This is a genomic window from uncultured Porticoccus sp., assembly GCF_913061305.1.
Taxonomy (GTDB): Bacteria; Pseudomonadota; Gammaproteobacteria; order Pseudomonadales; family Porticoccaceae; genus Porticoccus.
The window spans coordinates 48,733-74,701 of sequence record NZ_CAJXST010000008.1 but is presented as its reverse complement, the minus strand read 5'-3'; the positions used below and the strand labels follow the sequence as shown (position 1 = coordinate 74,701).

The 25,969-nt window shown below is 52.1% G+C and carries 22 protein-coding genes; 21 read left to right on the top strand and 1 reads right to left on the bottom strand.

The window, feature by feature from the left end:
• The first annotated feature begins 17 nt into the window (after nucleotides 1–17).
• From bamA to QZ516_RS10800, 10 genes are all read left to right on the top strand, one after another.
• On the top strand, nucleotides 18–2,372 hold the full coding sequence (gene bamA, locus QZ516_RS10845) for an outer membrane protein assembly factor BamA (RefSeq protein WP_297189519.1): 2,355 nt from the start codon (nucleotides 18–20) through the stop codon (nucleotides 2,370–2,372).
• A gap of 30 nt (nucleotides 2,373–2,402) precedes the next feature.
• Nucleotides 2,403–2,933, top strand: coding sequence for an OmpH family outer membrane protein (locus tag QZ516_RS10840; RefSeq protein WP_297189517.1), 531 nt, complete (start codon nucleotides 2,403–2,405; stop codon nucleotides 2,931–2,933).
• 33 nt (nucleotides 2,934–2,966) lie between these two features.
• Nucleotides 2,967–3,983: a UDP-3-O-(3-hydroxymyristoyl)glucosamine N-acyltransferase gene (gene lpxD / locus QZ516_RS10835; RefSeq protein WP_297189514.1), complete on the top strand. Its 1,017-nt coding sequence runs from the start codon at nucleotides 2,967–2,969 to the stop codon at nucleotides 3,981–3,983.
• A gap of 39 nt (nucleotides 3,984–4,022) precedes the next feature.
• A complete protein-coding gene (fabZ, locus tag QZ516_RS10830) occupies nucleotides 4,023–4,460 on the top strand; it encodes a 3-hydroxyacyl-ACP dehydratase FabZ (protein ID WP_036860103.1) in 438 nt (145 codons plus the stop codon).
• A 3-nt stretch (nucleotides 4,461–4,463) separates the two neighbouring features.
• Nucleotides 4,464–5,240 (top strand): acyl-ACP--UDP-N-acetylglucosamine O-acyltransferase, encoded by a 777-nt coding sequence (lpxA, locus tag QZ516_RS10825; protein WP_297189511.1) that lies wholly within the window; start codon nucleotides 4,464–4,466, stop codon nucleotides 5,238–5,240.
• Nucleotides 5,241–5,243: 3 nt separating this feature from the next.
• On the top strand, nucleotides 5,244–6,395 hold the full coding sequence (gene lpxB / locus QZ516_RS10820; RefSeq protein ID WP_297189508.1) for a lipid-A-disaccharide synthase: 1,152 nt from the start codon (nucleotides 5,244–5,246) through the stop codon (nucleotides 6,393–6,395).
• The gene (rnhB, locus tag QZ516_RS10815; RefSeq protein ID WP_297189505.1) at nucleotides 6,392–7,003 is read left to right on the top strand and encodes a ribonuclease HII; all 612 of its coding nucleotides are present in this window, start codon (nucleotides 6,392–6,394) and stop codon (nucleotides 7,001–7,003) included. The genes lpxB and rnhB overlap by 4 nt, the downstream gene beginning before the upstream one ends.
• Before the next feature lie 263 nt (nucleotides 7,004–7,266).
• On the top strand, nucleotides 7,267–8,778 hold the full coding sequence (locus tag QZ516_RS10810) for a wax ester/triacylglycerol synthase family O-acyltransferase (protein ID WP_297189502.1): 1,512 nt from the start codon (nucleotides 7,267–7,269) through the stop codon (nucleotides 8,776–8,778).
• 28 nt (nucleotides 8,779–8,806) lie between these two features.
• Nucleotides 8,807–12,328 (top strand): DNA polymerase III subunit alpha, encoded by a 3,522-nt coding sequence (gene dnaE, locus QZ516_RS10805; RefSeq protein WP_297189499.1) that lies wholly within the window; start codon nucleotides 8,807–8,809, stop codon nucleotides 12,326–12,328.
• An 89-nt stretch (nucleotides 12,329–12,417) separates the two neighbouring features.
• On the top strand, nucleotides 12,418–13,368 hold the full coding sequence (locus QZ516_RS10800) for an acetyl-CoA carboxylase carboxyltransferase subunit alpha (RefSeq protein WP_297189497.1): 951 nt from the start codon (nucleotides 12,418–12,420) through the stop codon (nucleotides 13,366–13,368).
• A 67-nt stretch (nucleotides 13,369–13,435) separates the two neighbouring features.
• Here QZ516_RS10800 and QZ516_RS10795 read toward each other — a convergent pair whose 3' ends face one another.
• On the bottom strand, nucleotides 13,436–14,776 hold the full coding sequence (locus QZ516_RS10795; RefSeq protein WP_297189494.1) for a GAF domain-containing protein: 1,341 nt from the start codon (nucleotides 14,774–14,776) through the stop codon (nucleotides 13,436–13,438).
• A 203-nt stretch (nucleotides 14,777–14,979) separates the two neighbouring features.
• Here QZ516_RS10795 and tilS point away from each other — a divergent pair, with 203 nt between their 5' ends.
• The 11 genes from tilS to QZ516_RS10740 all read left to right on the top strand — a co-directional run bounded on the left by tilS (nucleotide 14,980) and on the right by QZ516_RS10740 (nucleotide 25,957).
• Nucleotides 14,980–16,311 (top strand): tRNA lysidine(34) synthetase TilS, encoded by a 1,332-nt coding sequence (gene tilS / locus QZ516_RS10790; protein ID WP_297189491.1) that lies wholly within the window; start codon nucleotides 14,980–14,982, stop codon nucleotides 16,309–16,311.
• Nucleotides 16,312–16,494: 183 nt separating this feature from the next.
• A complete protein-coding gene (locus QZ516_RS10785; protein ID WP_297189489.1) occupies nucleotides 16,495–18,120 on the top strand; it encodes a CTP synthase in 1,626 nt (541 codons plus the stop codon).
• Between the two features lie 3 nt (nucleotides 18,121–18,123).
• A complete protein-coding gene (gene kdsA / locus QZ516_RS10780) occupies nucleotides 18,124–18,981 on the top strand; it encodes a 3-deoxy-8-phosphooctulonate synthase (protein WP_297189486.1) in 858 nt (285 codons plus the stop codon).
• A 70-nt stretch (nucleotides 18,982–19,051) separates the two neighbouring features.
• On the top strand, nucleotides 19,052–20,341 hold the full coding sequence (gene eno, locus QZ516_RS10775; protein ID WP_297189483.1) for a phosphopyruvate hydratase: 1,290 nt from the start codon (nucleotides 19,052–19,054) through the stop codon (nucleotides 20,339–20,341).
• Between the two features lie 275 nt (nucleotides 20,342–20,616).
• Entirely contained in the window at nucleotides 20,617–20,898 is a 282-nt protein-coding gene (ftsB, locus tag QZ516_RS10770) for a cell division protein FtsB (protein WP_297189480.1), read from the top strand.
• 66 nt (nucleotides 20,899–20,964) lie between these two features.
• Complete coding sequence (gene ispD, locus QZ516_RS10765) at nucleotides 20,965–21,690, top strand: 2-C-methyl-D-erythritol 4-phosphate cytidylyltransferase (protein ID WP_297189478.1); 726 nt, start codon at nucleotides 20,965–20,967, stop codon at nucleotides 21,688–21,690.
• A gap of 1 nt (nucleotide 21,691) precedes the next feature.
• Nucleotides 21,692–22,186: a 2-C-methyl-D-erythritol 2,4-cyclodiphosphate synthase gene (ispF, locus tag QZ516_RS10760; RefSeq protein ID WP_297189475.1), complete on the top strand. Its 495-nt coding sequence runs from the start codon at nucleotides 21,692–21,694 to the stop codon at nucleotides 22,184–22,186.
• A gap of 248 nt (nucleotides 22,187–22,434) precedes the next feature.
• Nucleotides 22,435–23,454 (top strand): tRNA pseudouridine(13) synthase TruD, encoded by a 1,020-nt coding sequence (locus tag QZ516_RS10755; RefSeq protein ID WP_297189472.1) that lies wholly within the window; start codon nucleotides 22,435–22,437, stop codon nucleotides 23,452–23,454.
• A 74-nt stretch (nucleotides 23,455–23,528) separates the two neighbouring features.
• On the top strand, nucleotides 23,529–24,170 hold the full coding sequence (locus QZ516_RS10750) for a protein-L-isoaspartate(D-aspartate) O-methyltransferase (RefSeq protein ID WP_297189469.1): 642 nt from the start codon (nucleotides 23,529–23,531) through the stop codon (nucleotides 24,168–24,170).
• A gap of 17 nt (nucleotides 24,171–24,187) precedes the next feature.
• Complete coding sequence (locus QZ516_RS10745; RefSeq protein ID WP_297189466.1) at nucleotides 24,188–25,126, top strand: DUF368 domain-containing protein; 939 nt, start codon at nucleotides 24,188–24,190, stop codon at nucleotides 25,124–25,126.
• Between the two features lie 135 nt (nucleotides 25,127–25,261).
• Nucleotides 25,262–25,957 carry a peptidoglycan DD-metalloendopeptidase family protein gene (locus QZ516_RS10740; protein WP_297189463.1) on the top strand — a complete coding sequence of 232 codons (696 nt, stop codon included), beginning with the start codon at nucleotides 25,262–25,264 and terminating at the stop codon, nucleotides 25,955–25,957.
• The last annotated feature ends 12 nt before the right edge of the window (nucleotides 25,958–25,969 follow it).

The following is a 25,969-nucleotide window of genomic DNA, read 5'->3' as shown; positions in this document are numbered from 1 at the left end:
GAGAAAACCAATCTCCAATGAAACACTTTTATCTATTGTTGTGCCTTTTTTTCCTGGCTGTCTCGGTTCGAGCGGAAGTGTTTCAGGTCGAAGATATTCGTATCGATGGTTTGCAGCGGGTGTCCTCCGGCACCGTGTTTGCTTCCATGCCGCTGAGCGTAGGCGATCTGGTGGATGACGATACGGTACGTCGCGCCACGAGAGCACTTTTCCGCACAGGCTATTTTGATGATATTCGTATATCGCGGGATGGCGGCATTCTGATTGTCTCTGTCAAGGAGCGCCCCGCTGTCGCCCAAATAACCTTTGAGGGTAACAAGGCGATACAAACAGAAGAGTTATTGAAAGCACTACGGGATAACGGCCTGGCCGAGGGGCAAATATTTCGCCAATCCATTCTTGACGGGATGTCGCAAGAGCTCGAACGCCAGTATGTGTCGCAGGGTCGATACGGCGCAAAAGTGACTACTGAGCTTCAGGAGATGCCAAGGAACCGCCTTGCTATCAATATTATTGTGGACGAAGGTCAGGTTGCCTCAATCAAAAAAATCAACATTGTCGGTAACCGCGCCTTTGAAAAAGAAGAGCTGATGAGGTTGTTCGAGCTGAAAACCACGAATTGGCTTTCCTGGATATTTGGTGATGACAAATATTCCAGAGAGAAACTGGCTGGCGATATTGAGCGAATTGAATCCTGGTATCTTGATCGTGGTTATCTGAAGTTTAGTATTGAATCCTCGCAGGTCACCATCAGTCCGGATCGCAAATCGGTCTTTATTACAGTGAATATCAATGAGGGTGATATTTATACGGTGGATGAAATCAGGCTGGCCGGTGACCTGATTGTGTCCGAGGGTGAAATTCGCCGCCTCATCATGCTGAAGAAAGAACAGACGTTCTCCCAAGTATCGATGACCAATACCTCAGAACTTATCACCCAGCGTTTGGGGAATGAGGGCTATACATTTGCAGAGGTTAACGGTTCTCCAGAGATTAATGAGGACGATAAAACTGCAACAGTAACGTTTTTTATCAATCCCGGTAAGCGTGCCTATGTCAGGCGGATTGAGTTCCGTGGCAACACTAAGACCATGGATGAAGTCTTACGTCGTGAGATGCGACAGATGGAAGGTGCATCTGCCTCGACCAGAAAAATCGAACAATCCAAAACCCGTCTGAACCGCACTGGCTTTTTTAAAGAAGTGAACGTGGATACACAGCAGGTACCGGGTACCAACGACCAGGTTGATGTGGTTTACACGGTTGAAGAACAGCCGTCGGGCAGTATCGGCGCGAGTCTGGGCTTTGCTCAAACCTACGGTTTGGTGATCGGCGGCAATATTCAGGAGCGCAATTTTCTTGGTACTGGCAACAATGTCGGAATAGGTGTCAACCGTAGTCAATACTCTACCAACTTCTCTTTTAGTGCCACTGACCCCTATTTTACCCGGGATGGAATTTCTGCGGGGTTTGGGGTTTTCTACCGCAAGACCGATTATGGTGAGGTGAATCTGTCCAGTTTCACCACGGACAGCTTTGGTGGCAACCTGACGTTTGGTTACCCCATATCCGAGATTTCAAGCGTTGGTTTTGGCCTCGGTTTCGAAAATCTGAAAATTGATGAGGGAGCATTTGCCTCTGAAGGCGTTAAGGAATTTATTGACCGGAACGGGGACAACTTTAATATCTTTACGACCAGTCTCTCCTGGGGTTATTCCACCCTCAACCGTGGCAGGCTTGCAACCACGGGCACCTCTCACCGGGTGACAGGGGAACTGGCTGTCCCCGGAAGTGATCTCGAATATTACAAGGCATCCTACGCAGGGCAACATTACCGTCCATTGACTTCTTCGCTCACCATGCGGCTGCGGGCAGACCTGGGTTATGGTGAAAGTTACGGTGGCACCTCGGTATTCCCCTTCTTCAAACATTACTACGGTGGTGGCAATGGTTCGGTGCGTGGCTACAAGAATAATACGCTTGGCCCACGAGATATCTCGAGGAACCCCTTCAATTGTGTAGATGCCAATGACCTGAGTACCTGTGAAACGGATGATGATCCCTTTGGTGGTAATGTACTGGTTGCTGGTAGTGTAGAGGTCATGTTCCCTGTTCCCTTTATCAAGGATCAGCGATCTCTGCAGGCTGCTGTTTTCCTTGATGCGGGTAACGTTTTTGATACTGATTGCGGTGATAGGGGTGAAGATTTCTGTCAGGAGCCGGACGTCGGTGAACTCCGCTACTCGGTGGGTATCGGTGGCACCTGGATCAGTGGCTTCGGGCCGATAACGGCCAGTATCGCCTTCCCATTGAATGCTGGTGAAGAGGATGAGCGTGAAGTCTTCCAGTTTCAGCTCGGGCAGACTTTTTGATAATTTAATTAAAACGAATGGAGAATTGATGTGCGCCTAGTAAAAAAGTTATTCATTATCACCGTCGCCCTGTGTAGCGCCTCTGCATTTTCGGCTGAGGCAAATGCGGCGGAGGGAAATATCGCCATTGTGGATTTTGGCAGGGCAATTTTTGGTACTGATGTGGCCAAGGCCCGCCTTAAACAAAAGCAGGGTGAGTCGGACTACGCTGGACTGGAAGCCAAATACGAGGGTACGGTTGCCGACATGAAGGCACTGAAGCAGGAAGTTGATAGCAAAAGTATGACCTGGTCCAAGGAGCAGGCAGAGGATGCCCAGAAAAAAATGGAGTATTACCGCGCCGACCTGGAGCTGATAACCCGAAAAATCCAGGCGGATCAGAAAGATTTACAGAACAGTATTGTTCAGGAATTGCGACCAAAAGCCGCCGAGGCACTCCAGGAAGTTGTCGATGAGGAGGGGATCGTATTATTGATTAATGCTGAGGCGGTGGTCACTGCGGCCCCCTCACTGGATATCACAGACAAGCTTACCGATCGCTTGAATAAAAAGACAAAGTAAGTCTGTTGATTATCAAATAGAGGACACTTGAGGGTGACAGTCAGTTATTCTCTTAAGGATATTGCCGAGCACATTGGTGCCGACGTTCGCGGCGACTCCGATTTTCGCATCTCCGGTATTAATACACTCCGTCTGGCGGGTGCGAATGAATTGGCATTTCTTGCCAATAGTGCCTATCGCCAGGACCTGGATAGAACGCAGGCCGGGGTCGTAATTCTGGATTCGGAAATGGCGGAATACTATGCCGGCCAAATGCTGGTTGTGGCTAACCCCTATCTGGGTTATGCACTGACGACCGCTTTATTTGATCGCGCACCGGTTGTTGCCGCTGGCATCCATCCCCGTGCCGTTGTGGCGGACTGCGCCAATATTGATCCGAGCGCATCAATTGGTCCGCTAGCGGTGATTGGCGAAGGAGTGAAGGTTGGAGCCAATACCCGGATTGGTGCGGGCACTATTATCGATAACAACGTCGCGATTGGTGAAAACTGTCGAATTGCCGGTAATGTCAGTATCTACCACGGTGTTGTATTGGGTGACTTTGTCACCGTTCACAGTGGTGCAGTTATCGGCGCGGATGGCTTCGGTTTTGCTCAACATCAGGGGCGCTGGATCAAGATACATCAGCTTGGTGGGGTTGTGATTGGCAACAATGTCGAAATAGGTGCCTGTACCACCATAGACCGTGGTGCACTTGATGACACGGTCATTGAAGATGGTGTGATTGTGGATAACCACGTTCAGATAGCTCATAACGTTCATGTGGGCGAAAATACTGCCATGGCAGCCTTCACGGGCATATCAGGCAGTACAATTATCGGAAAAAACTGTACTTTTGCCGGCAGGGCCGGTTGTGTGGGTCATATCACACTCTGTGATGGATCCCATTTGACCGGTGGAACCATACTGACAAAATCGCTCCTTGAGCCAGGTTCCTATTCATCCGGCACAATGTTTAGTAAAACCCGTGAATGGAAAAAAAATGCAGTTCGGTTTAATCAACTGGATGATCTGGCTCAGCGAGTCAGGCAACTGGAAAAAAAATTATAGCCGCCGCTGTTATTGTCGCCCTGCAGTATATGAGAAAAGCTGATGGATATTACTGAAATAAAGAAGCGGTTGCCGCACCGTTACCCCTTCCTTCTGATCGATAGGGTGGTGGAGCTTGATCCGGGCAAGCGAATTCTTGCCTACAAAAATATTACCGCCAACGAAGAAGTATTTAACGGGCATTTCCCCAACGTGCCGATTTTTCCGGGTGTGATGATTATTGAAGCTATGGCTCAGGCCGCCGGTGTGTTGGGATTCGTAACTGAGGACAAATATGCGGATGACAACGCACTGTACTTGTTTGCCGGCGTTGATGGGGTCCGCTTCAAACGGCAAGTGATTCCGGGAGACAGATTGATGCTCGAGGCGCAAGTTGATTCCGTCAAGCGAACTATCTGGCGATTTAAATGCCGCGCAACGGTCGATGGTGAATTGGCTTGTGAAGCGACGATTCTGTGCGCCCTGAAAACCTATTAGCCTATGTCTCTCGTTGATCCCCGCGCCATTATTGATCCCTCTGCTGTGTTGGGTGATGGTGTCCAAGTCGGACCCTGGACCGTTATCGGCCCCGATACCGTTATCGGGGCTGGCACGGTGATTCATTCCCATGTGGTGATTCGAGGGCTGACCACCATTGGCGAAAACAATCGAATTTTTCAATTCTCCACGATTGGCGAAGATACCCCTGACCTGAAGTACAAGGGTGAGCCGACCCGCCTGGAAATTGGTGATAACAACACCATTCGCGAGGGCGTCACCATCCATCGGGGTACTATTCAGGACCAGGGCCTAACCTCAATTGGAAGCAATAACCTGTTGATGGCCTATGTGCATATAGGTCATGACTGTGTGGTGGGTGACAACTGTATCCTGGTCAATAATGCGTCTTTGGCGGGGCATGTCCATGTGGGTGATTGGGCGATTATTTCCGGATATGCCCTGATCCATCAGTTTGTGTCCATTGGCGCTCATAGTTTTACCGGTGCCGCAGCCTATTTAACCCAGGATCTGCCCGCTTATGTCATGGCGGCTGGTTCACCAGCAGAGGCAAAAACCATCAATGCTGAAGGGCTCAAACGGCGCGGTTTTGATAGAGACGCGATTGCGGCTGTCAAACAGGGTTTCAAAATTCTTTACCGGCAGGGGTATGGTCTGCAGGAGGCCATTGGTTTGCTGGAGACCCTGGCCAGGGAACAGCCACCAGTAAAATTGCTGGTTGATTCTGTTCGCGCCTCTTCACGCGGTATTCTTCGTTAACCCATGTCATCCCCCCTTAAAATTGGTCTGGTTGCCGGGGAGTCATCCGGCGATCAATTGGGTGCGGGCATCATCAGGTCTCTAAAATCACACTATCCAGATGCGCAGTTTGAGGGCATCGGTGGCGATAAAATGTTGTCCGAGGGCTTTCGCTCTTTATTCCCCATGGATCGTCTGTCAGTGATGGGGTTTATTGAGCCGCTGAAAAGACTGCCTGAATTACTTCGAATTCGGCGTAATCTTTATCACCACTTTATCAAGAACCGGTTTGATCTGGTGGTGGGTATCGATTCTCCGGATTTTAACCTGGGGCTTGAAAAAAAACTCAGGCAGCAGGGGTTATTGACGGCACACTATGTCAGCCCCTCCGTTTGGGCCTGGCGTCAGGGCCGGGTAAAAAAAATAGCCAGTGCAGTGGATTTAATGCTGACACTTCTGCCGTTTGAAGCAGATTTCTATAAACAGCATGATGTCCCGGTGGTTTTTGTGGGCCACCCCCTCGCCGAGGAAATTCCTCTCGTTACAGACAGCATGCAGGCCCGCAAGACGCTAAATCTTCCGGAAGTCGGGCGTATATTGACGCTGATGCCGGGTAGCAGGGCCTCTGAAGTTGATTCCCTGGGTCGGTTATTCCTTGAGGTGGCACAAAGCTGTCGTCGGCGGTTGCCCGGTTTGCACCTGATTGTCCCCGCCGCCAGCCATGATCGCCTGGAGCAGTTAAATGGTCTGTTGAATGAATATCCCGAGCTGTCTGTCACGTTGCTCGAAGGCCAATCTCATCTGGCCATGGCGGCGGCAGATGTTGTGCTGTTGTCGTCCGGCACATCGGCGTTAGAAGCGCTGTTGCTCAACAAGCCCATGGTGGTGAGCTACCGTCTGGGTAAATGGACCTATGCGCTGGTTTCCCGAATGCTGAAAGTCCCCTGGGTATCGTTACCGAATCTACTCGCGTCAGAAACACTGGTGCCGGAACTGCTTCAGGATAATGCCACCGTGGATAAGCTAAGCGATGCCGTGTTGGCGTATTTCCTGGACGAGAAAAAAGTTCGGGTGCTGCAACAGCGATTTACTGAGCTTCACCAGACGCTTCGCCACGGCGGCAATCGAGCCGCAGCCCAGGCGTTAGTGGACTTATTGGAGGACCGCAGGCGATGAGCGTTGTCCAGCTCCGTTACCGGGGAGAATTGCTGGCGGGGGTCGATGAGGTTGGTCGAGGGCCACTGGCCGGTGATGTCGTTACGGCTGCCGTGATTCTCGATCCCCGAAAACCGGTGGCTGGGCTGGCCGATTCCAAGAAGCTTTCTGCTACCCGTCGAAATCAATTGGCTGAGGAAATCAGGGAAAAAGCACTCAGCTGGCATATCGCCAGAGCTTCTGTGGACGAGATTGACCAATACAACATTCTTCGTGCCACCATGATGGCCATGGTGCGGGCAGTCGATGGCCTGACACTGAAACCTGAGTATGTGGCCGTTGATGGAAACCGGCTCCCGGACTGGGGGTATGCGGCTGAAGCCGTAGTCGGTGGTGATGATAGAGTTCCGGCTATCAGCGCGGCTTCTATACTGGCTAAGGTGTGTCGCGATGCTGAAATGTGTCTGGCGGAGCAGGTATTTCCCGGGTACGGTTTTGCCTCTCATAAAGGATACGGGACCAGGGCGCACCGCGAAGCTATTGCTTTGCTGGGCCCTTGCCTAATTCATCGAAAATCTTTTGAACCGGTAAAAAGTTTGCTGTCAGCCCGTCAGGGCGTTTTGACCTGATCGCCAGTGAGACACAGTTTCCTGGCTGACCAGTTGCCCGACCCTGCAAAGAGGGGTTTTTTGCTATGCTAGATGGGCAATACGCAAGCGGGTACCCACTGTAATGTTATTTCTAAAGTCAGGCAGGCCTGCCTCATCCCGCCGCCTTCTTACTTGGAGTATGGCAATAGCCTACAAAGGAAATGCTTGTCTGCCCGCAAAATCCCTATGACTATCGCTGGTCAATACCCAGTTGATATATTCACTACAATACGGGAATTTCAATGAAACAGTTAAGTGGCCACGATTCGGTTTATCTCTATGCCGAGACACCCTCTACGCCGGGACATTTGGGGTTGCTCTATATTTATGATCAGTCCACTGCTGAGAAAGGAACGGTTCGTTTCAAAAGTATATTGCAGCATATCGACGAACACCTGGACATTTCTCATGTCTTCCGCTCCCGGTTAATGAGAATGCCGCTGGATGTCGATCACCCCTATTGGGTGGACGATGAAAACTTTGATCTCGAATACCATGTCCGGCATCTTGCGTTACCAAAGCCTGGGGATTGGCGGCAATTTTGTATCCTCGCTGCCCGGTTGCATTCTCGTCCTCTGGACATGTCCAGGCCTCTCTGGGAGATGTATGTTATCGAAGGACTGGATAACATCCCCTCAATGCCCAAGGGCTCGTTCGCTATTTATACCAAAATTCATCACTGTGCTGTGGATGGTGCGGCAGCCATTGACTTGGCTGGCTTGTTCCACGACAAGTCACCGGAACCGGATAGAGAGATTATAGAGCGGCAATGGAAGCCACAGCCAAAACCGAAATTGGGGACGCTACTGGTCAATACCCTGGTGAACAACACCAGGCATAATTTTGAAACAGGTTTTGACTTGATCAACATGCTGCCGGCGCTGGGGAAAAAACTACTGGTGAAAACCCTGAGACAGGATATGGAGCCGAAGGAAACGATTGTCAGGCCAGAAACCCGTTTCAATCGGGATCACGTCAGTCCTCACCGGGTATTCGGTGGTGTGGATTTTCCCCTTGAGGATATTCGATCCATCAAGCGTGCGGTGAACGGTGCCACTGTCAATGACGTATTGCTGGCCCTGTGTGGGGGCGCATTACACCATTACCTGCAGGACAAGGACGAGCTGCCGTATCATTCACTGCGCGCGATTGTTCCGGTCAGACAGAATAAAAGAGACCACAAAGGCAAACAAACCATGGCGGTGATGACCCCGCCGTTGCATACACAGGTTGTTGACCCGCTGGAGAGGCTAGAAGCGATCCAGTGGGATACCTCCACCAGCGCTGCTCTCGAGGAAGCCCAGGGAGCAAAAGATATGACCGATATCACCCGGCACATGCCTTCCTTTACCATGGCTCTGGGTATTGGCATGGCTACACACAGTCATTTGTCGAGAAAAACACTGGCGGGGATCGGCAACTGTGTCATGACCAATGTACCTGGCCCACAGTGGCCACTTTATATGCGGGGGGCGAAGCTGGTCTATGTGTCTGCGCTGGCGCCATTGGTGGAAGGGCTGACACTGATGTTTAACGCCGTGAGCTATGACGGTCGCATCAGTGTCTCCTTCCAGTCAGACAGGGACATTCTGCCCGATCCCCAGTTTATGGAAGATTGCTGGGAGCGGTCCCTGGATGAACTGCGCTGTGCGGCGACTCAACAGTGTGATGAGGCAGGTGCAAAGGTTATCCATAAGGTCAGAATTCCCAAAACCGCCAAGCGCAAACCAAATGCCAGTAAGTCTGGTTCCTGAAGACGATTAGGGTTTGAAATCAGTGCCCATGACAGTAGAGGAGAGAAGATCCGCCGTGGAAACATCGTTTGTGCACCTTCGCCTGCACAGTGAATATTCGCTTGTTGACGGAATGGTAAGGATCAAACCGCTGGTGCAACAGGTGGTTCAACTGGGTATGCCCGCAATCGGATTGACGGATGTCACCAACTTCTACGGGCTGGTCAAGTTTTATCAGGCAGCACAGGCCGTCGGGGTTAAACCCATTTGCGGTGCAGATTTGCAGATGATCAGTCCGGTTCCCGATGGTGTGCCTACCAGTGTCACATTGCTGGTGATGAATCAGCAGGGTTATCGCAACCTTACCAAGCTCATTTCACGAGCCTTTCAGGAGGGGCAGCGGCGGGGGATACCCCATGTCGAACGCCAGTGGGTTAGCGAGGCCAGTGACGGGTTGATTGTCCTGTCAGGTCGTCTGGGCGATGTGGGCCAGGCCATGCTTTCAGGTAAATCGGATTATGCCAAAGAGCTGCTGCAGGGCTGGCTGGCCGATTTTCCGGACCGGTTTTATCTGGAGCTAACCAGAACCGGTCGGCCGGATGAAGAGAACTTCATTCATGAGTTGCTGCCGGTTGCCGCAAGGTACCGCTGTCCTGTGGTGGCAACCAATGATGTTCGATTCCTTGACCGCGAGCAGTTTGAAGCCCATGAGGCACGGGTCTGCATCGGCGAGGGACGGGTACTCGGCGACCCTCGTAGAGAGCGGCGCTACAGTGATCAACAATACCTCCGCTCGCCGGAAGAGATGACCGAGTTGTTTTCCGATTTGCCGGAGGCCCTCGAAAATAGTGTCGAGATCGCCAAACGCTGCACGCTGGATTTAAAACTGGGTGAGTACTTTCTGCCGGATTACCCGATTCCGGAGGGTATGACCAAGGACAGTTTTTTCGAGAAGGTCTCTTTCGAGGATTTGGATCGGCGCCTGGAAAAACTGCTCGACTCGTCTGCGACAGATTACCAGGCCCAGCGTCAGGTCTATCTTGATCGGTTGCGCTTTGAGCTGGATATCATCATTCAGATGGGTTTCCCCGGCTACTTTCTCATTGTCATGGACTTTATCCGCTGGGCCAAAGATAACGATATTCCTGTCGGACCGGGCCGAGGTTCCGGCGCCGGCTCCCTGGTGGCTTATGCGCTGGGCATCACGGACCTTGATCCGCTCGAATACGACCTGCTGTTTGAGCGCTTTCTCAACCCCGAGCGGGTATCGATGCCGGATTTTGATATTGACTTCTGTATGGACAATCGCGATCGGGTGATTGCCTATGTGGCGGATCGCTATGGCAGGGATGCGGTTTCCCAGATCATCACGTTTGGCACCATGGCCGCCAAAGCGGTTGTTCGCGATGTGGCACGCGTTCAGGGAAAGGCCTATGGCCTGGCAGATAAGCTATCGAAAATGATTCCACCGGATATCGGTATGACGCTGGAAAAAGCGGTTGCCCAGGAGGAGGTCCTGCGAGAGTTTCTGGAAAGTGATGAAGAAGCTCAGGAAATCTGGGAGATGGCGCTTCAGCTTGAAGGCGTCACCCGCAATGTTGGTAAGCATGCCGGTGGTGTCGTGATCGCGCCAACCACCCTGACAGATTTTGCGCCCCTCTACTGTGATGAAAACGGCGAGGGATTGGTGACTCAATTTGACAAGGATGATGTAGAGAAAGCGGGTCTGGTGAAGTTTGACTTTCTCGGTTTGCGAACACTGACCATCATTGACGGGGCCATCAAAATGGTCAATCAACGTCTGGCAAAGGTCGGTGAAGCCCCCATTGCGATTGACGCAATTCCGCTGGATGACGAGGCAACCTATGGTTTGATGCGGCGTGCGGAAACGACTGCGGTGTTTCAGCTTGAATCCCGGGGAATGAAAGATTTGATCAAGCGGGTGGAGCCGAACTGCTTTGAGGATGTTGTCGCGTTGGTGGCACTGTTCAGGCCCGGTCCACTGCAGTCGGGCATGGTGGATGATTTCATCAATCGCAAGCACGGTCGCGCCCAGGTGGCCTACCCGGATGCAAAATTTCAGCATGAGTCACTGAAACCCGTGCTGGGTCCGACTTACGGTGTAATTGTCTACCAGGAACAGGTCATGCAGATCGCTCAGGTGCTGGCTGGATACACGCTGGGTGGTGCCGATATGTTGCGTCGCGCCATGGGTAAGAAAAAGCCCGAAGAAATGGCCAAGCAGCGCAGTATTTTCGAAGAGGGTGCCCGTCAACAGGGGATAGATCCTGACCTTGCGGTGAAGATTTTTGATCTTGTTGAAAAGTTTGCCGGTTATGGTTTTAACAAGTCTCACTCCGCCGCTTATGCGTTGCTGGCTTATCAGACGGCGTGGCTAAAAGCCCATTATCCGGCGGAATTCATGGCGGCAGTGTTGTCAGCTGATATGCAGAATACCGACAAAGTGGTGACCTTGATTGATGAGTGTCGGGCGATGGATCTCGTTGTGTTGCCACCGGATGTCAATCGCGGTCGATTTGCGTTCACGGTCTCTGATGACAATGAAGTGATTTACGGGCTCGGTGCCATCAAGGGGCTTGGTGAGGGGCCGGTCAACAGTATTATTGCTGCCCGGGAAGAGAGCGGCTCGTTCGGCGACCTGTTTGACTTTTGTGCCCGGGTTGATGGGCACAAACTTAATAAACGAGCCCTGGAGGCCTTGATACGGTGTGGTGCTCTGGACGCCATCGGACCAACGGGAGAGATCGGCTATCGCCGGGCAGTGATGCTGGCAGCCAGTGAAGAAGCTGTGAAAATTGCTGAGCAAAATTCCCGTAATACAGATGCCGGCATGACAGATCTATTCGGTGCTACACCCCAGGAAAGTGCCCCGGAAATTGGTTACCAGAGTTTTCAGCAGCAGCGGGGGCTAAGTGCCAAGGAGCGCCTGCGCAGTGAGAAAGAAACGTTGGGTCTCTATCTTACCGGGCACCCGGTCGATGAATACCTGGAGGAGTTGAAGCACTTTGTGCACAGTCGCATAGCCGATCTTAAACCAGACAAGAAGAGCCAGCTGGTGGCCGGCCTGGTGGTCGGTATGCGGGTCATCAAAACCCGGCGGGGAGACAACATGGCTGTGATTACACTGGATGACCGCAGCGGGCGCATTGAAGTGGCCATCTTCGCTGATGCCTACAAGGCCCATCGCGATAAAATTGACAAGGATGCCCTGTTGGTGGTCGAAGGTCAGGTCGCTGAAGACGACTACACTGGTGGCTTGAAAATGCGGGCTGATCATGTCAGGAATCTTTTTGAGGCGCGGGTCAATTACCTCAAGGCCATTTCCCTGAATATCAATCAGGAGAAACTTGGCAGCACCTGCCTGGATCAATTGGTAGACATTATGTCGCCGTTCAGTGATGGGGCCTGCCCGGTGAGAATCAACTATCAATCGAGTGTCGCCTCGGGAGAGATCATGCTGGGAGAACACTGGGCGGTGTCCCCGGAGGATGATCTATTGCATAAACTGAGAGAGCTGCTGGGTAATAATGGCATTCATCTCCGGTTCTAGCCGGGTATGCATTACTTCCTGCTGCCATTACAATTGCTGGATGTCTGCCCTGAGATGGCTGTAATCCAATTCCACGGACAAAAAAACCTATGAATCTCAATTACCTCGATTTTGAGCAACCGATTGCAGAACTTGAAGCAAAGATTGAAGAATTGCAGTTGGTTGGTAATGACAACGAGCTGAATATTACCGATGAAGTGGCCAAACTCCGTGACAAAAGTCGGCGATTGACAGAGAAGATCTACTCTGACCTTTCGGCATGGCAGATTGTACAGGTGGCCCGTCATCCCCAGCGTCCTTACACCCTGGATTACATCAGCCGGATTTTTACGGAGTTTGAGGAGCTGCACGGTGATCGACATTTCGGGGATGATAGAGCCATTGTTGGTGGTGTTGCCCGCCTCGACGGCAAACCGGTGATGGTTATTGGTGAAGAGAAGGGTCGCGGTGTGACAGAGAAAGTCTATCGCAATTTCGGTATGCCAAAACCAGAGGGTTACCGCAAGGCATTGCGCCTGATGGAAATGGCTGAGCGCTTTAAAATGCCTGTACTGACATTGATCGATACGCCCGGGGCCTACCCCGGTATAGACTCTGAAGAACGTGGCATCAGCGAGGCGATCGCTCAAAACCTCGCGGTGATGTCACGTCTTAAAACACCGATTATCTGCACGGTTATCGGTGAAGGAAGCTCCGGTGGTGCGCTGGCGATTGGTGTCGGCGATTACCTGAATATGTTGCAATACGCTACGTATTTTGTGATCTCGCCTGAGGGGTGTGCCAACATTATCTGGAAGACGTCTGCCAAGGCTCCGGATGCCGCTGAAGCGATGGGTGTCACATCTTCTGTATTACAGGAACTGGGCATCATTGATGAAACCATTCCAGAGCCAATGGGTGGTGCGCATCGGGATATTGAGGCCATGGCCAATACACTCCGGGAGCGGTTATCTCTGCAGGTTGATCAGCTTTTGGAGACGCCCATAGATGCTCTTCTGGAAAAGCGCTACGAGAGGCTGATGGGTTACGGGAACTCCTGAAAACATTCGCTATTAAAAAGGCATTATATCGGCAATTCTCTCCTGGTGAGTCGAAGGGTTGTATCGCTCATTTGTGCTGGGCGGAGAGTACAATCAGTGTGCCAACCCTTTGTCCTTTCAGCTCAATGGGAAGGCGTAATTGTTCGAGAAGCCAGGACGGCGTATTGGCGGGGGCATCTGGCATTTCCAGATCCAATGCCGGCAGCCTGCATTGAGGCGTGAGCACCAGGTCTGCGCCGAGCGCTTTCAGTGTGGTATGTGCCTGGCTGTTGGCCTTTACCAGCCGGCCCCGCCGATCAAACGCCAGTAACCCTTCGGTTTTCCAGCCCAAAAACATGGTCTTGGTCGCTTCGATAACGTTATTGCGGGATTTAAAATACTCCTTGGCCAGATTGGACTCGATGAGCCGTGCAGCCATAATGGCGAAATCCAGGGCATTGCTCTGATAGCTGTCCGTCAGGCCGGATAAATCTACCGCTCCCAGCACCCGACCATCGTGCGGATCCCTGATGACATCCGCGGAGCAGGTCCAGTGCTTGATGCCTGCGCAGAAGTGTTCTGCGCCATACAACTGAACAGGTTCGGCTGCGGCGAGTGCCGTGCCGATCGCATTGGTGCCCGCTGTTTTTTCATCCCAGACTCCGCCCTGAATCAAGTTTATGTCACTGGCATGACTCAGCACGTTGTCATCGGCATGAATATCGAGAATGAGCCCCTCTGAATCGGCCAGAAGGATAAGACTGTTCGAGCGAAACAGCACCTCTGAAGCACGTTTCATGATGGGTTGGGCGGCACGCATGAGATCTGTCTGTAGAAATCGACGATATTCAAGCAGACTATTATCGCCAATCAACGGTGCATGTTGTAACTCCGGATCGGTATGTAATTGTTGGCAGCGGCGCCAGGAATCCTCGACCACCGGCCTGATAAAATCACTGGGATAAGATTGGTCGACGACAAATTTTTCCCAGACTGACAACAGCTGATTGTGCTGTTCCGGATCGCTCAGCATCTGTGTGCGATCACGCATTTGTGCAGTGGCCAGGGCGGCCTGTTCTCGGGTATAAAAACGATTATTCTGGACGAAGCCGGAGATTACACCGGGTTTCACCGAGTTGACCTTGCCATTTTTCTGGCGGGAGACAATCAGTTCGGGGGGCAGGCCATCCAGAACATGCATGGGAGCCTCGCTGCCGTTGGGAAATTTTGAGGGATGAACCGTGGCGGTTTCCATATCGTAAAATGCCGGTTTGAAACCCCAGGCCCGGCTTTCTTCACTGATGCCCCCGGTGCCGCGGAACGCATCGTTTTCATCCCGCAGTGCATCGACTGTTAGTTCACCTTTGTAGAGTTTCCGCCCTTTTTTTGGGGGGTTACTCTCTTCTTTTTGTGAATAATTGGCAGACATAGGAAAATACCTCTAGCCCAACGCAAACCATATAAAAATTTACGCCTCTATAAAAGTATAGACTAGCAAGCTCCCCTATCGTTGCCCGTGCTCATCTGTCCGACAGGGATATGGTGATATTGGCAATGCTGCCATTTTCGGTAGCCTTGCCTTGGCAGACGGTAGCCATTAACGTAGGGAGCCGACTTCCATAGATCTCTACCATGGCCTATACCCCAGATCTCCTTGCTTCCTACTTGCCCAGACTGCGTGACGCCAGTCATTGCTATGTGGGTTATAGCGGTGGTCTCGACTCTCATGTTCTGCTCGTGTCGCTGGTCAAGCTATTGGGGATGGATGCGGTCAGTGCCATTCATGTCAATCATCAGCTATCGTTGAATGCGGAAAGCTGGGAACAGCATTGTCAGCAGGTTTGTGATGGGCTCGGAGTGACATTAAGTATTGAGCAGGCCTCTGTCATTGTTAACGGCCAGGGTGTCGAAGAGGCCGCCCGAATTGCCCGCTATCGGGCTTTTGAAAAGCGTCTCCCACAGGATTCCCTGTTGCTGCTGGGTCACCATGCCGATGACCAGGTTGAAACAGTGCTCTATCGCTTACTGCGAGGCAGTGGGCCCAGAGGTCTGGCCGGCATGCCTGCCTCGCGCGACCTGGGTAACGCAGAGCTATTGAGACCACTGTTACCATTCTCCCGGTCGGACCTGGAGCACTATGCCCTTGCTGAAGGGTTGGTCTGGATAGAAGATGAGAGCAATGAAGATGTGTCCTTTGACCGCAATTTTCTGCGCCATAAAGTGATCCCGGTTCTGGCTGAACACTGGCCAGATTATGCCACAAGGGTCGCTCACAGCGCCCGGTTGTGTCGTGACAGTGATCAGTTATCCGATATGCTGGCAGCTCAGGATCGGATAGCCGCCTACGAACACAGGGAGAGGCTGGGGTGGAGTATCAGTCTCGAGGCATTGATGTCTTTTGATGAGTTGCGGCAGGCGAATCTGCTGCGACACTGGGCGGGCCAACATGATCTGGCACAACCGGGTCATAAAATCATCGATGCCGTGCTTCACGAGCTGTTGCCCGCGAAAGCCGATGCCGAACCGCTGGTAAGCTGGGCGGGCATTCAGTTGCGCCGGTACCAGCGCCGTCTTTATTTGTTACCCGGTGACCCCGATACCCCTGACTATCTACCGGTCTCGCTTCATTGGGATGGTAGGGGCGAGCTGGATTTGCCGGATAAGAGCACATTGAGTTTTCGTCTGGAGCAGGGGCGTGGGATCAGGCTGAAAACAGATGTCGATGCCTTTGAAGTGCGTTTTCGCAACGGCGGTGAACGCTGCAAGCCGGTCGGGCGCAGTGCATCCAATACATTGAAGAAGCTGTTTCAGGAATATGGTCTGGAGCCCTGGTTGCGTGGCCGGGTACCCCTGCTCTATCGGGATGACGTGTTAGTGGCAGTTGGTGATTTGTGGATTTGCGAGGGCTTCCAGGTGCAACCCGATGAGCAGGGTTGCACGGTACAGTGGGACTTCAGGTCGTAATATTCATTGAGCGATACCGGGGTTTCTGGTAGTCTGATTCCCCATCTCGAAACCGATGGGCGTCGCTCTGAATCATCTCCTGATTAAATAAAAAATCGCTCTACTTTTCAAAAACATACCTGTTCTGTTTGGTATGAGTTCGGCATTCTTGACGCAGTATCCAAAATGTTCGGAAGGGTCTAAATGACACGTTATATTTTTGTTACCGGCGGTGTTGTATCTTCCTTGGGGAAGGGTATCGCTTCGGCATCACTGGGCTCGATTCTGGAGGCCCATGGTCTCAGTGTCACTATCCTGAAGCTCGATCCCTATCTCAATGTTGATCCCGGCACTATGAGTCCGTTTCAGCACGGCGAGGTCTTTGTCACCGAAGATGGCGCTGAAACAGACCTTGACCTCGGTCACTACGAGCGCTTTCTCTCCTCCAGGATGAACAAGCGCAACAATTTCACGAGCGGCAAGGTCTACGAAACAATCCTGCGTCGCGAACGCCGTGGCGACTTTCTGGGGGGTACCGTTCAGGTCATCCCCCATGTGACGGATGAGATTAAACGCAGGGTGCTGGCCGGTGGTGAGGGGGTCGACGTCGCCATTGTGGAAATTGGTGGTACCGTTGGCGATATCGAGTCGCAGCCCTTCCTTGAGGCGGTTCGTCAGTTGAAGCTGGAGCTGGGCTCCAGCCGTTCCATCCTGATTCATTTGACGCTGGTGCCCTATATTGCAACGGCGGGAGAAACAAAGACCAAACCCACCCAGCACTCCGTTAAAGAATTGCGCTCCATAGGCCTGTCGCCCGATATCCTGTTGTGCCGATGCGAGGTTGAGCTGGATGAAGGGCAACGCAAAAAGATCTCTCTCTTCACCAACGTGGAAGAGAGGGCTGTGGTGCCGTTGCTGGATGCGCGAACGATTTATGCGATTCCCAGAGATCTGCAGCGCCGTGGCCTCGATCAGATCGTGATGGAAAAACTTCATCTGGAATACAGTGAGGCTGATATCAGTTCCTGGGATTGGGTGGTAGAAAATCAGCTCAACCCAAAACATCAGGTGACCATTGCCATGGTCGGCAAATACATGGAGCTTCTGGATGCCTACAAGTCTCTCAATGAGTCGTTGATTCATGCGGGGATCCGCAACCAGACCAAGGTCAATGTTCGTTATATTGACTCCGAGGATCTCGATAACGATCTGGAGCTGCTGACGGGTGTCAACGGCATACTGGTGCCAGGTGGTTTTGGAATCCGCGGTGTCGAGGGCAAAATCAAAGCCGTCAGGTATGCCAGAGAGCACAAAATTCCCTATCTGGGCATCTGTCTTGGTATGCAGGTGGCCATGATCGAGTTTGCCCGCAATGTCTGCGGACTGGCCAGAGCAAACAGTACAGAATTTGACCGCGATACGCCTCATCCGGTTATCGGTCTGATTACAGAGTGGATCGATATTGACGGCAAAGTTGAGGTGCGCGATGAGGATTCAGATCTCGGTGGCACCATGCGGCTCGGTGCCCAGAACAGTTATCTCGTGCCAGGTAGCATGGCACAGGAAATTTATGGGGCAGATGTGATATTTGAGCGTCACCGGCATCGCTACGAGGTGAATAACAAATATGTTCAAACACTTCAGGAAGCCGGCATGCAGGTCGGCGGCTGGTCTGAAAACAAGACCCTGGTGGAAACGATAGAGATTCCAGAACACCCGTGGTTTTTTGCCTGCCAGTTCCATCCGGAATTTACGTCCACACCTCGCAACGGTCACCCACTGTTCAGTAGTTTTGTGAAAGCGGCATTGACCCATACTGGAGAAAACTGATCTGTGAGTGTATCCAGCGTTTCCCTTGAGGTGGGAGGATTCCGGGTTGCCAACAACCGGCCCTTTGTCCTGCTTGGAGGAATGAATGTACTGGAGTCCCGTGACCTTGCGCTGCGGGTTGCAGAGGCCTATGTAACGGTCACGCAAAAACTGGGTATTCCCTATGTTTTCAAGGCTTCATTTGACAAGGCGAACCGCTCGTCAATCCATTCCTTTCGTGGTCCCGGTCTGGATGAAGGGTTAAAAATATTTCAGGAAATCAAACAAACCTTTGATGTGCCTCTGATCACCGATGTTCACGAGATCGCTCAGGCACGTCCTGTGGCGGAAGTTTGTGACATTCTTCAGTTGCCGGCTTTTCTGGCGCGGCAGACGGACCTGGTGAAAGCCATGGCGGCAACAGGCGCCGTGATCAATATCAAGAAACCCCAATTTCTCAGCCCAGGCCAGATGGGCAATATCGTTGAGAAATTCAAGGAGTGCGGCAATCACAAGGTGATGCTTTGTGAGCGGGGCTCCACATTTGGTTACGATAACCTGGTGGTGGATATGCTGGGTTTTCGCACCATGAAAGAAGTGGCCAAGGGATTGCCAATTATTTTTGACGTCACGCACGCCTTGCAGTGTCGTGACCCCATGGGTGCTGCGTCCGGTGGCCGTCGCCATCAGGTTGTCGAATTGGCGCGGGCCGGTATTGCCGTTGGTCTGGCTGGTTTATTTCTGGAAGCACACCCCGATCCGGACCGGGCTCGCTGTGATGGTCCCAGTGCATTGCCGCTGGATGCCCTTGAACCTTTTTTACAACAAATAAAAGCCATTGATGATCTGATCAAATCACAGCCTGAACTGACTATCGTCTAGCACCGCCCGGTGTGTTTAATCCCCGTGTCGAACGTGTTGACTACGGTTGTCATCTTTTGAGGAAACAGCTATGACTAAAATTTCTGACATTCGCGCCTATGAAGTGCTCGATTCCCGGGGCAACCCTACCATCGAGGCTGATGTCATCCTGGAAGATGGCAGTGTTGGCAGTGCCTGTGCACCGTCCGGCGCCTCTACCGGTTCAAGGGAGGCGCTGGAGCTGCGCGATGGTGACAAGTCGCGTTATCTGGGTAAAGGCGTGCTGAAGGCGGTGGAGAATGTTAACGGTCCTATTCGCACTTTACTGCTGGGCAAAGATGCCTGCCAGCAACGGGAGCTGGACCAATTGATGATCGATGCGGATGGCACAGAGAACAAGTCGACATTCGGTGCAAATGCCATTCTGGCCGTGTCACTTGCGGCGGCTAAAGCGGCGGCAGTATCCCGTGGCATGCCGCTCTATGCTCACATTGCTGAATTGAATGGTTCGGCCGGCTGCTACAGCATGCCGGTGCCGATGATGAACATCCTGAACGGTGGAGAGCATGCCGATAACAACGTGGATATTCAGGAATTTATGATACAGCCTGTTTCGGCAAAAACCTTCACGGAAGCATTGCGTGTTGGCGCAGAGATATTTCATTCGCTCAAAAAAGTCCTCAGTAGCAAAGGGTTGAATACGGCGGTTGGTGATGAAGGCGGTTTTGCGCCGAATCTTTCATCGAATGCGGAAGCATTGGCCGTTATCAAGGAGGCAGTGCAGGCAGCGGGCTACAAACTGGGTGTCGATGTTACGCTGGCGCTGGACTGTGCCGCGTCAGAATTCTACCGGGATGGTCAGTACAACCTGTCCGGTGAGGGAAAAAGCTATAGTGCCGAGGGATTCAGTGATTTTCTGGCGGAGCTCTGTGATCAATACCCGATAATCTCCATTGAGGATGGTCAGGATGAATCAGATTGGGATGGTTGGAAATACCAGACAGAAAAACTGGGCAGTCGTGTACAGCTGGTCGGGGATGATTTGTTCGTGACCAATACCAAAATTCTGAAGAAAGGTATTGAGCTGGGCGTGGCAAATTCCATTTTGATTAAATTCAATCAAATCGGGTCGCTCACCGAAACACTGGACGCCATTAAAATGGCTAAGAATGCCGGATATTCTGCCGTCATTTCTCATCGGTCGGGTGAAACCGAGGATACAACTATTGCCGATCTGGCTGTGGCCACGGCAGCGGGTCAGATCAAAACCGGCTCCTTGTGCCGTTCTGACCGGGTGGCCAAGTATAACCGCTTGTTGCGTATAGAGGCTGAACTGGGCAGTCTGGCCCCCTATCATGGCCGGGCCGAATTCAAAGTCTGAATCAGTCGACAGTGAGTGAAAAGGGGTAGCCATATGGCTATCCCTTTTTTATATCTTCAATCCGTGATCTGAGCTTGTCAGTGTACTCCCTACATGCTCGGTATTAAGTCATTTGTCCCACGAAAACAAGATCAGACCGTCGGTAATAGACGGGTCGCACTCTGATGATGTCGATATTTCCTTGCAACTGATTGAGTGGATTGGTTGGCCAGTCGTCATTGGAGAGCGAGCAGCTTTCCGCTGACGCCGTTTATTTTGTTCTGTAGAATCCCGTCATGCGCTGGCTCCTAATTGTTCTCACAGGTCTTCTTGCCGTTCTCCAATATCAATTGTGGTTGGGTGAGGGCGGTTTCTCTAAAAAGTTGATGCTGCAGCGTCAAGTTGAACAACAGCGTCAGGAAAATAAGGAACTGCAACTGAGAAACAGTATTCTGGAAAATGAGGTTGCCAACCTGAAAGACGGTTTTGACAGTATTGAAGAGCGAGCCAGAAAAGATCTTGGCATGATTAAAGAAGGTGAGACGTTTTATATGGTCGTTGAAAAGGAAGATCAGTGATTCATCACCTTTTTTCTTCCCAATGGTTTTGTTGCCAGCCTATGTTCCTGCTGTCGGGGCAGTAAAATGGCCACTAATTGGATTGTGGTGCCAGCGGCAGGGCAGGGTAGACGCTTTGGCGAGATACTCCCAAAACAATACCAGTTGCTGGCGGGTCGAACGGTGATCGAACATACCCTTGAACGCCTACTGCAGATTGATCAATCGATTGTCGTTGTAGCCATTCATCCAGCCGATAGTCAGTGGAGGCGATTGTCTGTTTTTTCGCACCCCCGTATCCGCACTGTGCATGGTGGAAAAGAGCGCTCGGATTCCGTCAGGCTGGCACTGGACTGCCTTCAGCGCGAGGCACACGTGGATGACTGGGTGCTGGTGCATGATGTGGCAAGGCCCTGTGTCCGTGTCACGGATATCAACAAGTTGATGGCCGCCCTGAAAACGCACACTGTTGGTGGCATATTGGCGGTACCGGTCAGTGATACGGTAAAACAGGTTGATCAGCAGGCGGGGATAAGTGCGACTGTCAGCCGCGCTGATTTGTGGCTCGCTCAGACGCCGCAAATGTTTCGTTATGGTTTGCTCAGCTGGAGTTTAAACTCGGCCTATCGACAGCAATGGCGGCCGACTGATGAGGCATCTGCAGTTGAGAAACTCGGCCATTGTCCTCTCGCCGTCGAGGGTAGTAGCGACAATATCAAGATTACCCGGCGCGAAGATCTGGCCATAGCCGAGGCCATTATTAAATTTCAGAACGAATCCTCGAAACAGTCCGGGGGATTGGAGTTGCCATGATATGAGAATAGGTCAGGGTTACGATGTTCACGCCTTTGGCGTGGGCGATCATATTATTATAGGTGGCGTGACCATCCCCTTTGGCCATGGACTGATTGCGCATTCAGATGGTGATGTGCTGATTCACGCATTGTGTGATGCCCTTCTGGGTGCCTCGGCGCTCGGTGATATCGGGCACCACTTCCCCGACTCTGACCCCCACTATAGCAATGTGGACAGTCGCGGATTACTGCGACAGGTCAAATTGCTGGTGGCAGAAAAAGGCTACCGCATGATCAATGCCGATATTACCCTTGTTGCCCAGGCCCCAAAAATGTCGCCGCATCTTGACGCGATGCTGGCCAATCTCGCCCAGGATCTTGATTGTGATCGCAGTCAGTTAAATATCAAAGCCACTACCACGGAACAACTCGGTTTTGAGGGGCGTGGCGAGGGGATTGGCTGCCAGGCAGTGGTCCTGCTTGACCTCATCGTCAGGCCAACCGCTCTAACCTAAAGCGGTGGCCAGACAGCATCCACCCGATGACCTGTATTTAGACGTCGTCCGACCATCATTCATCACCTGTTGCTTCAGCATTTCCGCGAACTGCCAACAATATTGATGCGGGTAAAGCGATTTCCCTATCGGTGCGAATCAGTTTATGCACGCTCTCTCCAGGCACGTGTGAACAGCAGCCATTTATCTTTGCGTTGCGGGGAGTGGGCTGTAAACTTGCCGCCACCCAAACCCTGCCCTGAGACAATATGAACAGCCGACAGTTTTCCCTCGAATTTCCTTATGCTATTGCTCCGCCCTCGGTCAGCGCGCTGTTTCGCAGTGTGCCCGAAGATTTTCAAGTGACGGAGCAACTGGGTTTTGATTTGTCGGGAGAGGGTGAGCACCTCTGTCTCTATGTGGAAAAACGGGGTCAAAACACACGCTGGGTAGCCGGGTTGCTGGCGAAGCATTTTGGTGTTGATGACATGGCTGTGAGCCACTGTGGCATGAAAGACCGGCATGCTGTGACCCGGCAGTGGTTCAGTGTGCATCTACCCGGCAAATTACCGGAAATGCCAGAGCGACCCCCTATGCTGGAGGGTTGTCAGGTGCTTGCGCAGCAGCGTCACCATAAAAAGTTGCGGCGGGGGCAGCATGCGGGCAATCAGTTTGTTATCCGGTTGCGCCAGATTGAAGGGGACGTTTCAGTGCTGGAGCATTCCCTGCAGCAAGTCGTGAATGGTGTCCCGAATTATTTTGGCGAACAGCGTTTTGGTTGGGCCGCTGGCAATCTTGTCGAGGCCAATCGATTGCTGTCGGTGTGGGGCGATACCTCTGCAAACAGAAAGCAACACAGTGGACGCAGAAGGCAGCGGTCTCCTATCGACGGAATCTATCTGTCGGCGGCCCGTGCTTATCTGTTTAACCTGGTGTTGGCTGAAAGGGTGAGGCTTGGGCACTGGAAGTCGGCAATGCCCGGGGAAGTTGCCCCTGAAGGACCGCTTTGGGGGCGCGGACGGAGTGCGGCGCCTCAATCGGTTCAGTTGCTCGAAGAACAGGTTCTCTCCCCCTGGGGTGATTGGACCAATTCACTGGAATACAGCGGACTGCAGCAAGAGCGAAGATCCCTGCTGTTGATGCCTGCCAATATGCAATACCGATGGTCGAACCATGCTGATCACACTGAGCTGGAGTTGTCATTTGACCTGCCCTCGGGTTGTTTTGCCACTTCGGTATTGCGAGAGCTGGTGTCGCTTCGACCGATTTGCGGCGATGGCGCTGTTTAAGTGCTGTGGTATAGTTCGATTTTATTTTTATCAGGGGTGAAAGGGTGAATTCGATTGAGCTAGGTGGTATTGGTATGACCTCTCAGCGGACCCGTGAACGCCTTATTCAGCGGCTCAAGGAGCAGGGTGTCTCGAATCAGCGAGTCCTGGATGTGATGCGTGTAACCCCCCGCCATTTATTTCTCGACGAAGCCCTATCGCATCGTGCCTATGAAGATACGGCACTTCCGATAGGCTATGGGCAAACCCTTTCCCAGCCCTACATTGTTGCGCTGATGACAGAATTGCTTTTATCCCTGGGGCCGCGCCGCAAGGTGCTTGAGATTGGCACTGGCTCCGGTTATCAGACAGCGATACTTGCCCAGCTGGTCGACCAGGTATACGGCGTCGAGCGCATTAAACCGCTGATTGATAAAGCGCGGGCTCGGTTGCGCCTGCTTGGGCTTAGAAATTTGCGATTAGCCCACAGTGACGGTGGCTTTGGCTGGTCGGAAAATGCGCCGTACGATGGCATTCTCAGTGCGGCTGCCCCCAATATGGTGCCCGATGAGTTGCTGCATCAGTTGGCCCCCGACGGTGTTCTTGTGATTCCCGTCGGCTCAGGAGAGGTTCAGGAATTAAGGGTTATTACTCGGCAAGGGGATAGCGCAAATTTTGAAGAGCGAGTAGTTGAGCAGGTGCGGTTTGTGCCCTTGCTCAGTGGCCTTAGCCGTTAACCTTTCCGGACTTTTTGATGGTTTTATTTAAACACTGGCTGTTGCTTTTCCTGAAAGGTATGGCGATGGGAGCCGCAGATGTCGTGCCTGGGGTTTCCGGCGGAACGATTGCCTTCATTAGCGGTATTTATGAGGACTTGCTGGACTCAATCCGCTCGATTAATCTCCACTCACTGAAATTGCTGAAAAATGAAGGTCCCACCGCATTTTGGCGGGCTATTAATGGCAATTTCCTGCTGGCACTGTTCAGTGGCATTTTACTCAGCATTGCGTCTTTTGCTTCGCTGGTTAGCCATCTTCTTGAGAGTCAGCCAATCCTGGTATGGTCCTTTTTCTTTGGTCTGATTGTCGCGTCCATCGTTTATATATTTCGTCAGTTGCCCCGTCTGCGGTGGCAGGAATGGACGTTTTTATGGCTGGGGACCCTGATGGCCCTTGGCGTTTCACTGGCGCCCCCGATCCAGGGTTCGACCGACTGGCTGATGGTCTTTATGGCGGGAACTGTTGCCATCTGTGCGATGATCCTGCCGGGTGTTTCCGGTAGCTTCATCCTGCTGCTGTTGGGTATGTATCCTGTCATGATTGACGCGATCAGCGGTTTTCAATGGCAGATTATATTGATTTTCATGCTGGGGTGCGTGACGGGCCTGATGGTTTTTTCTCGCTTTCTGTCCTGGCTTCTGCGTCATTATCATTCGTGCACCATTGCCCTGTTGACGGGATTTCTTCTTGGCTCGCTGTATATTGTCTGGCCCTGGCGGGAGACACTGGAGGTGATCATTGATAGCCGTGGCCGTGAAACCATATTATCGTCCCGATTGTTGCTGCCGGCAGAATTTGCCCGTGTGACAGGTTTGGACCCCAAGACATTGATGGCAACACTCTGGATGTTCGCGGGCTTGCTTTTGGTTCTGGGTCTGGAATACCTTGGTGGTCAGCAACGCAAGAAGCTCTGAATCGAGAGGTGTGACATTAGAGGGGGGAATGACTGTTTGATCTATCCGTCTTGCCGAGGTATCAGACTGCATTTATTTCTCCTCTGTGTCGGATTTTTCCTGGTATCGTCTTGCCATGCACCACCGCCGGCTCCTGTGGACCAGCGTCCGCCGCCGCCCAGCCAGAAAATCAACTTTCATGAGGTATCAAGTGACGAAACACTTTTTGCCATTGCCTGGCGTTACGAAAAAGATCTGGAAAAACTTGCTCGCGCCAATGGCTTGTCGCCACCCTATACCATTTATCGTGGTCAGCGGCTTACGTTGGATACCAATCGTCTTCCACCGGTTGTCAGCGCTGCCCCTCCGGTAAAAAAACAACCGAAGACCACGACTGTTCCCCCCTCGACAGAAAAAAAAGGTTCTCCGCCACCAGTTAAAGTGATTAAGCCTGCGCCGAAGCTCCCTGATGCGTTACCTTCCGTCTGGCGCTGGCAGTGGCCTACGCAAGGGCGTGTGGTCCGATATTTCAATAGTACAGAGTTGTTCAAGGGAATTGATATAGAGAGTCATTCCGGCCAGGCGGTGGTGGCTGCGGCACCCGGGGTGGTGGTTTATTCAGGCAGTGGTCTGCGTGGGTATGGGGAGCTCATTATCGTCAAGCACAGTGAGGAATTTCTCAGTGCTTATGCCCATTCCCGGCGAATTTTTGTGGAAGAGGGGCAAACGGTAAAAGCGGGTGAAAAAATCGCAGAAGTGGGTGGTGATCCGGCGAATAGTAAAAGGCTTTATTTTGAGATACGCGAAAAAGGTAAACCGGTAAATCCACTGAACTATCTTCCACGGAAGTGATTGTTCAACAAG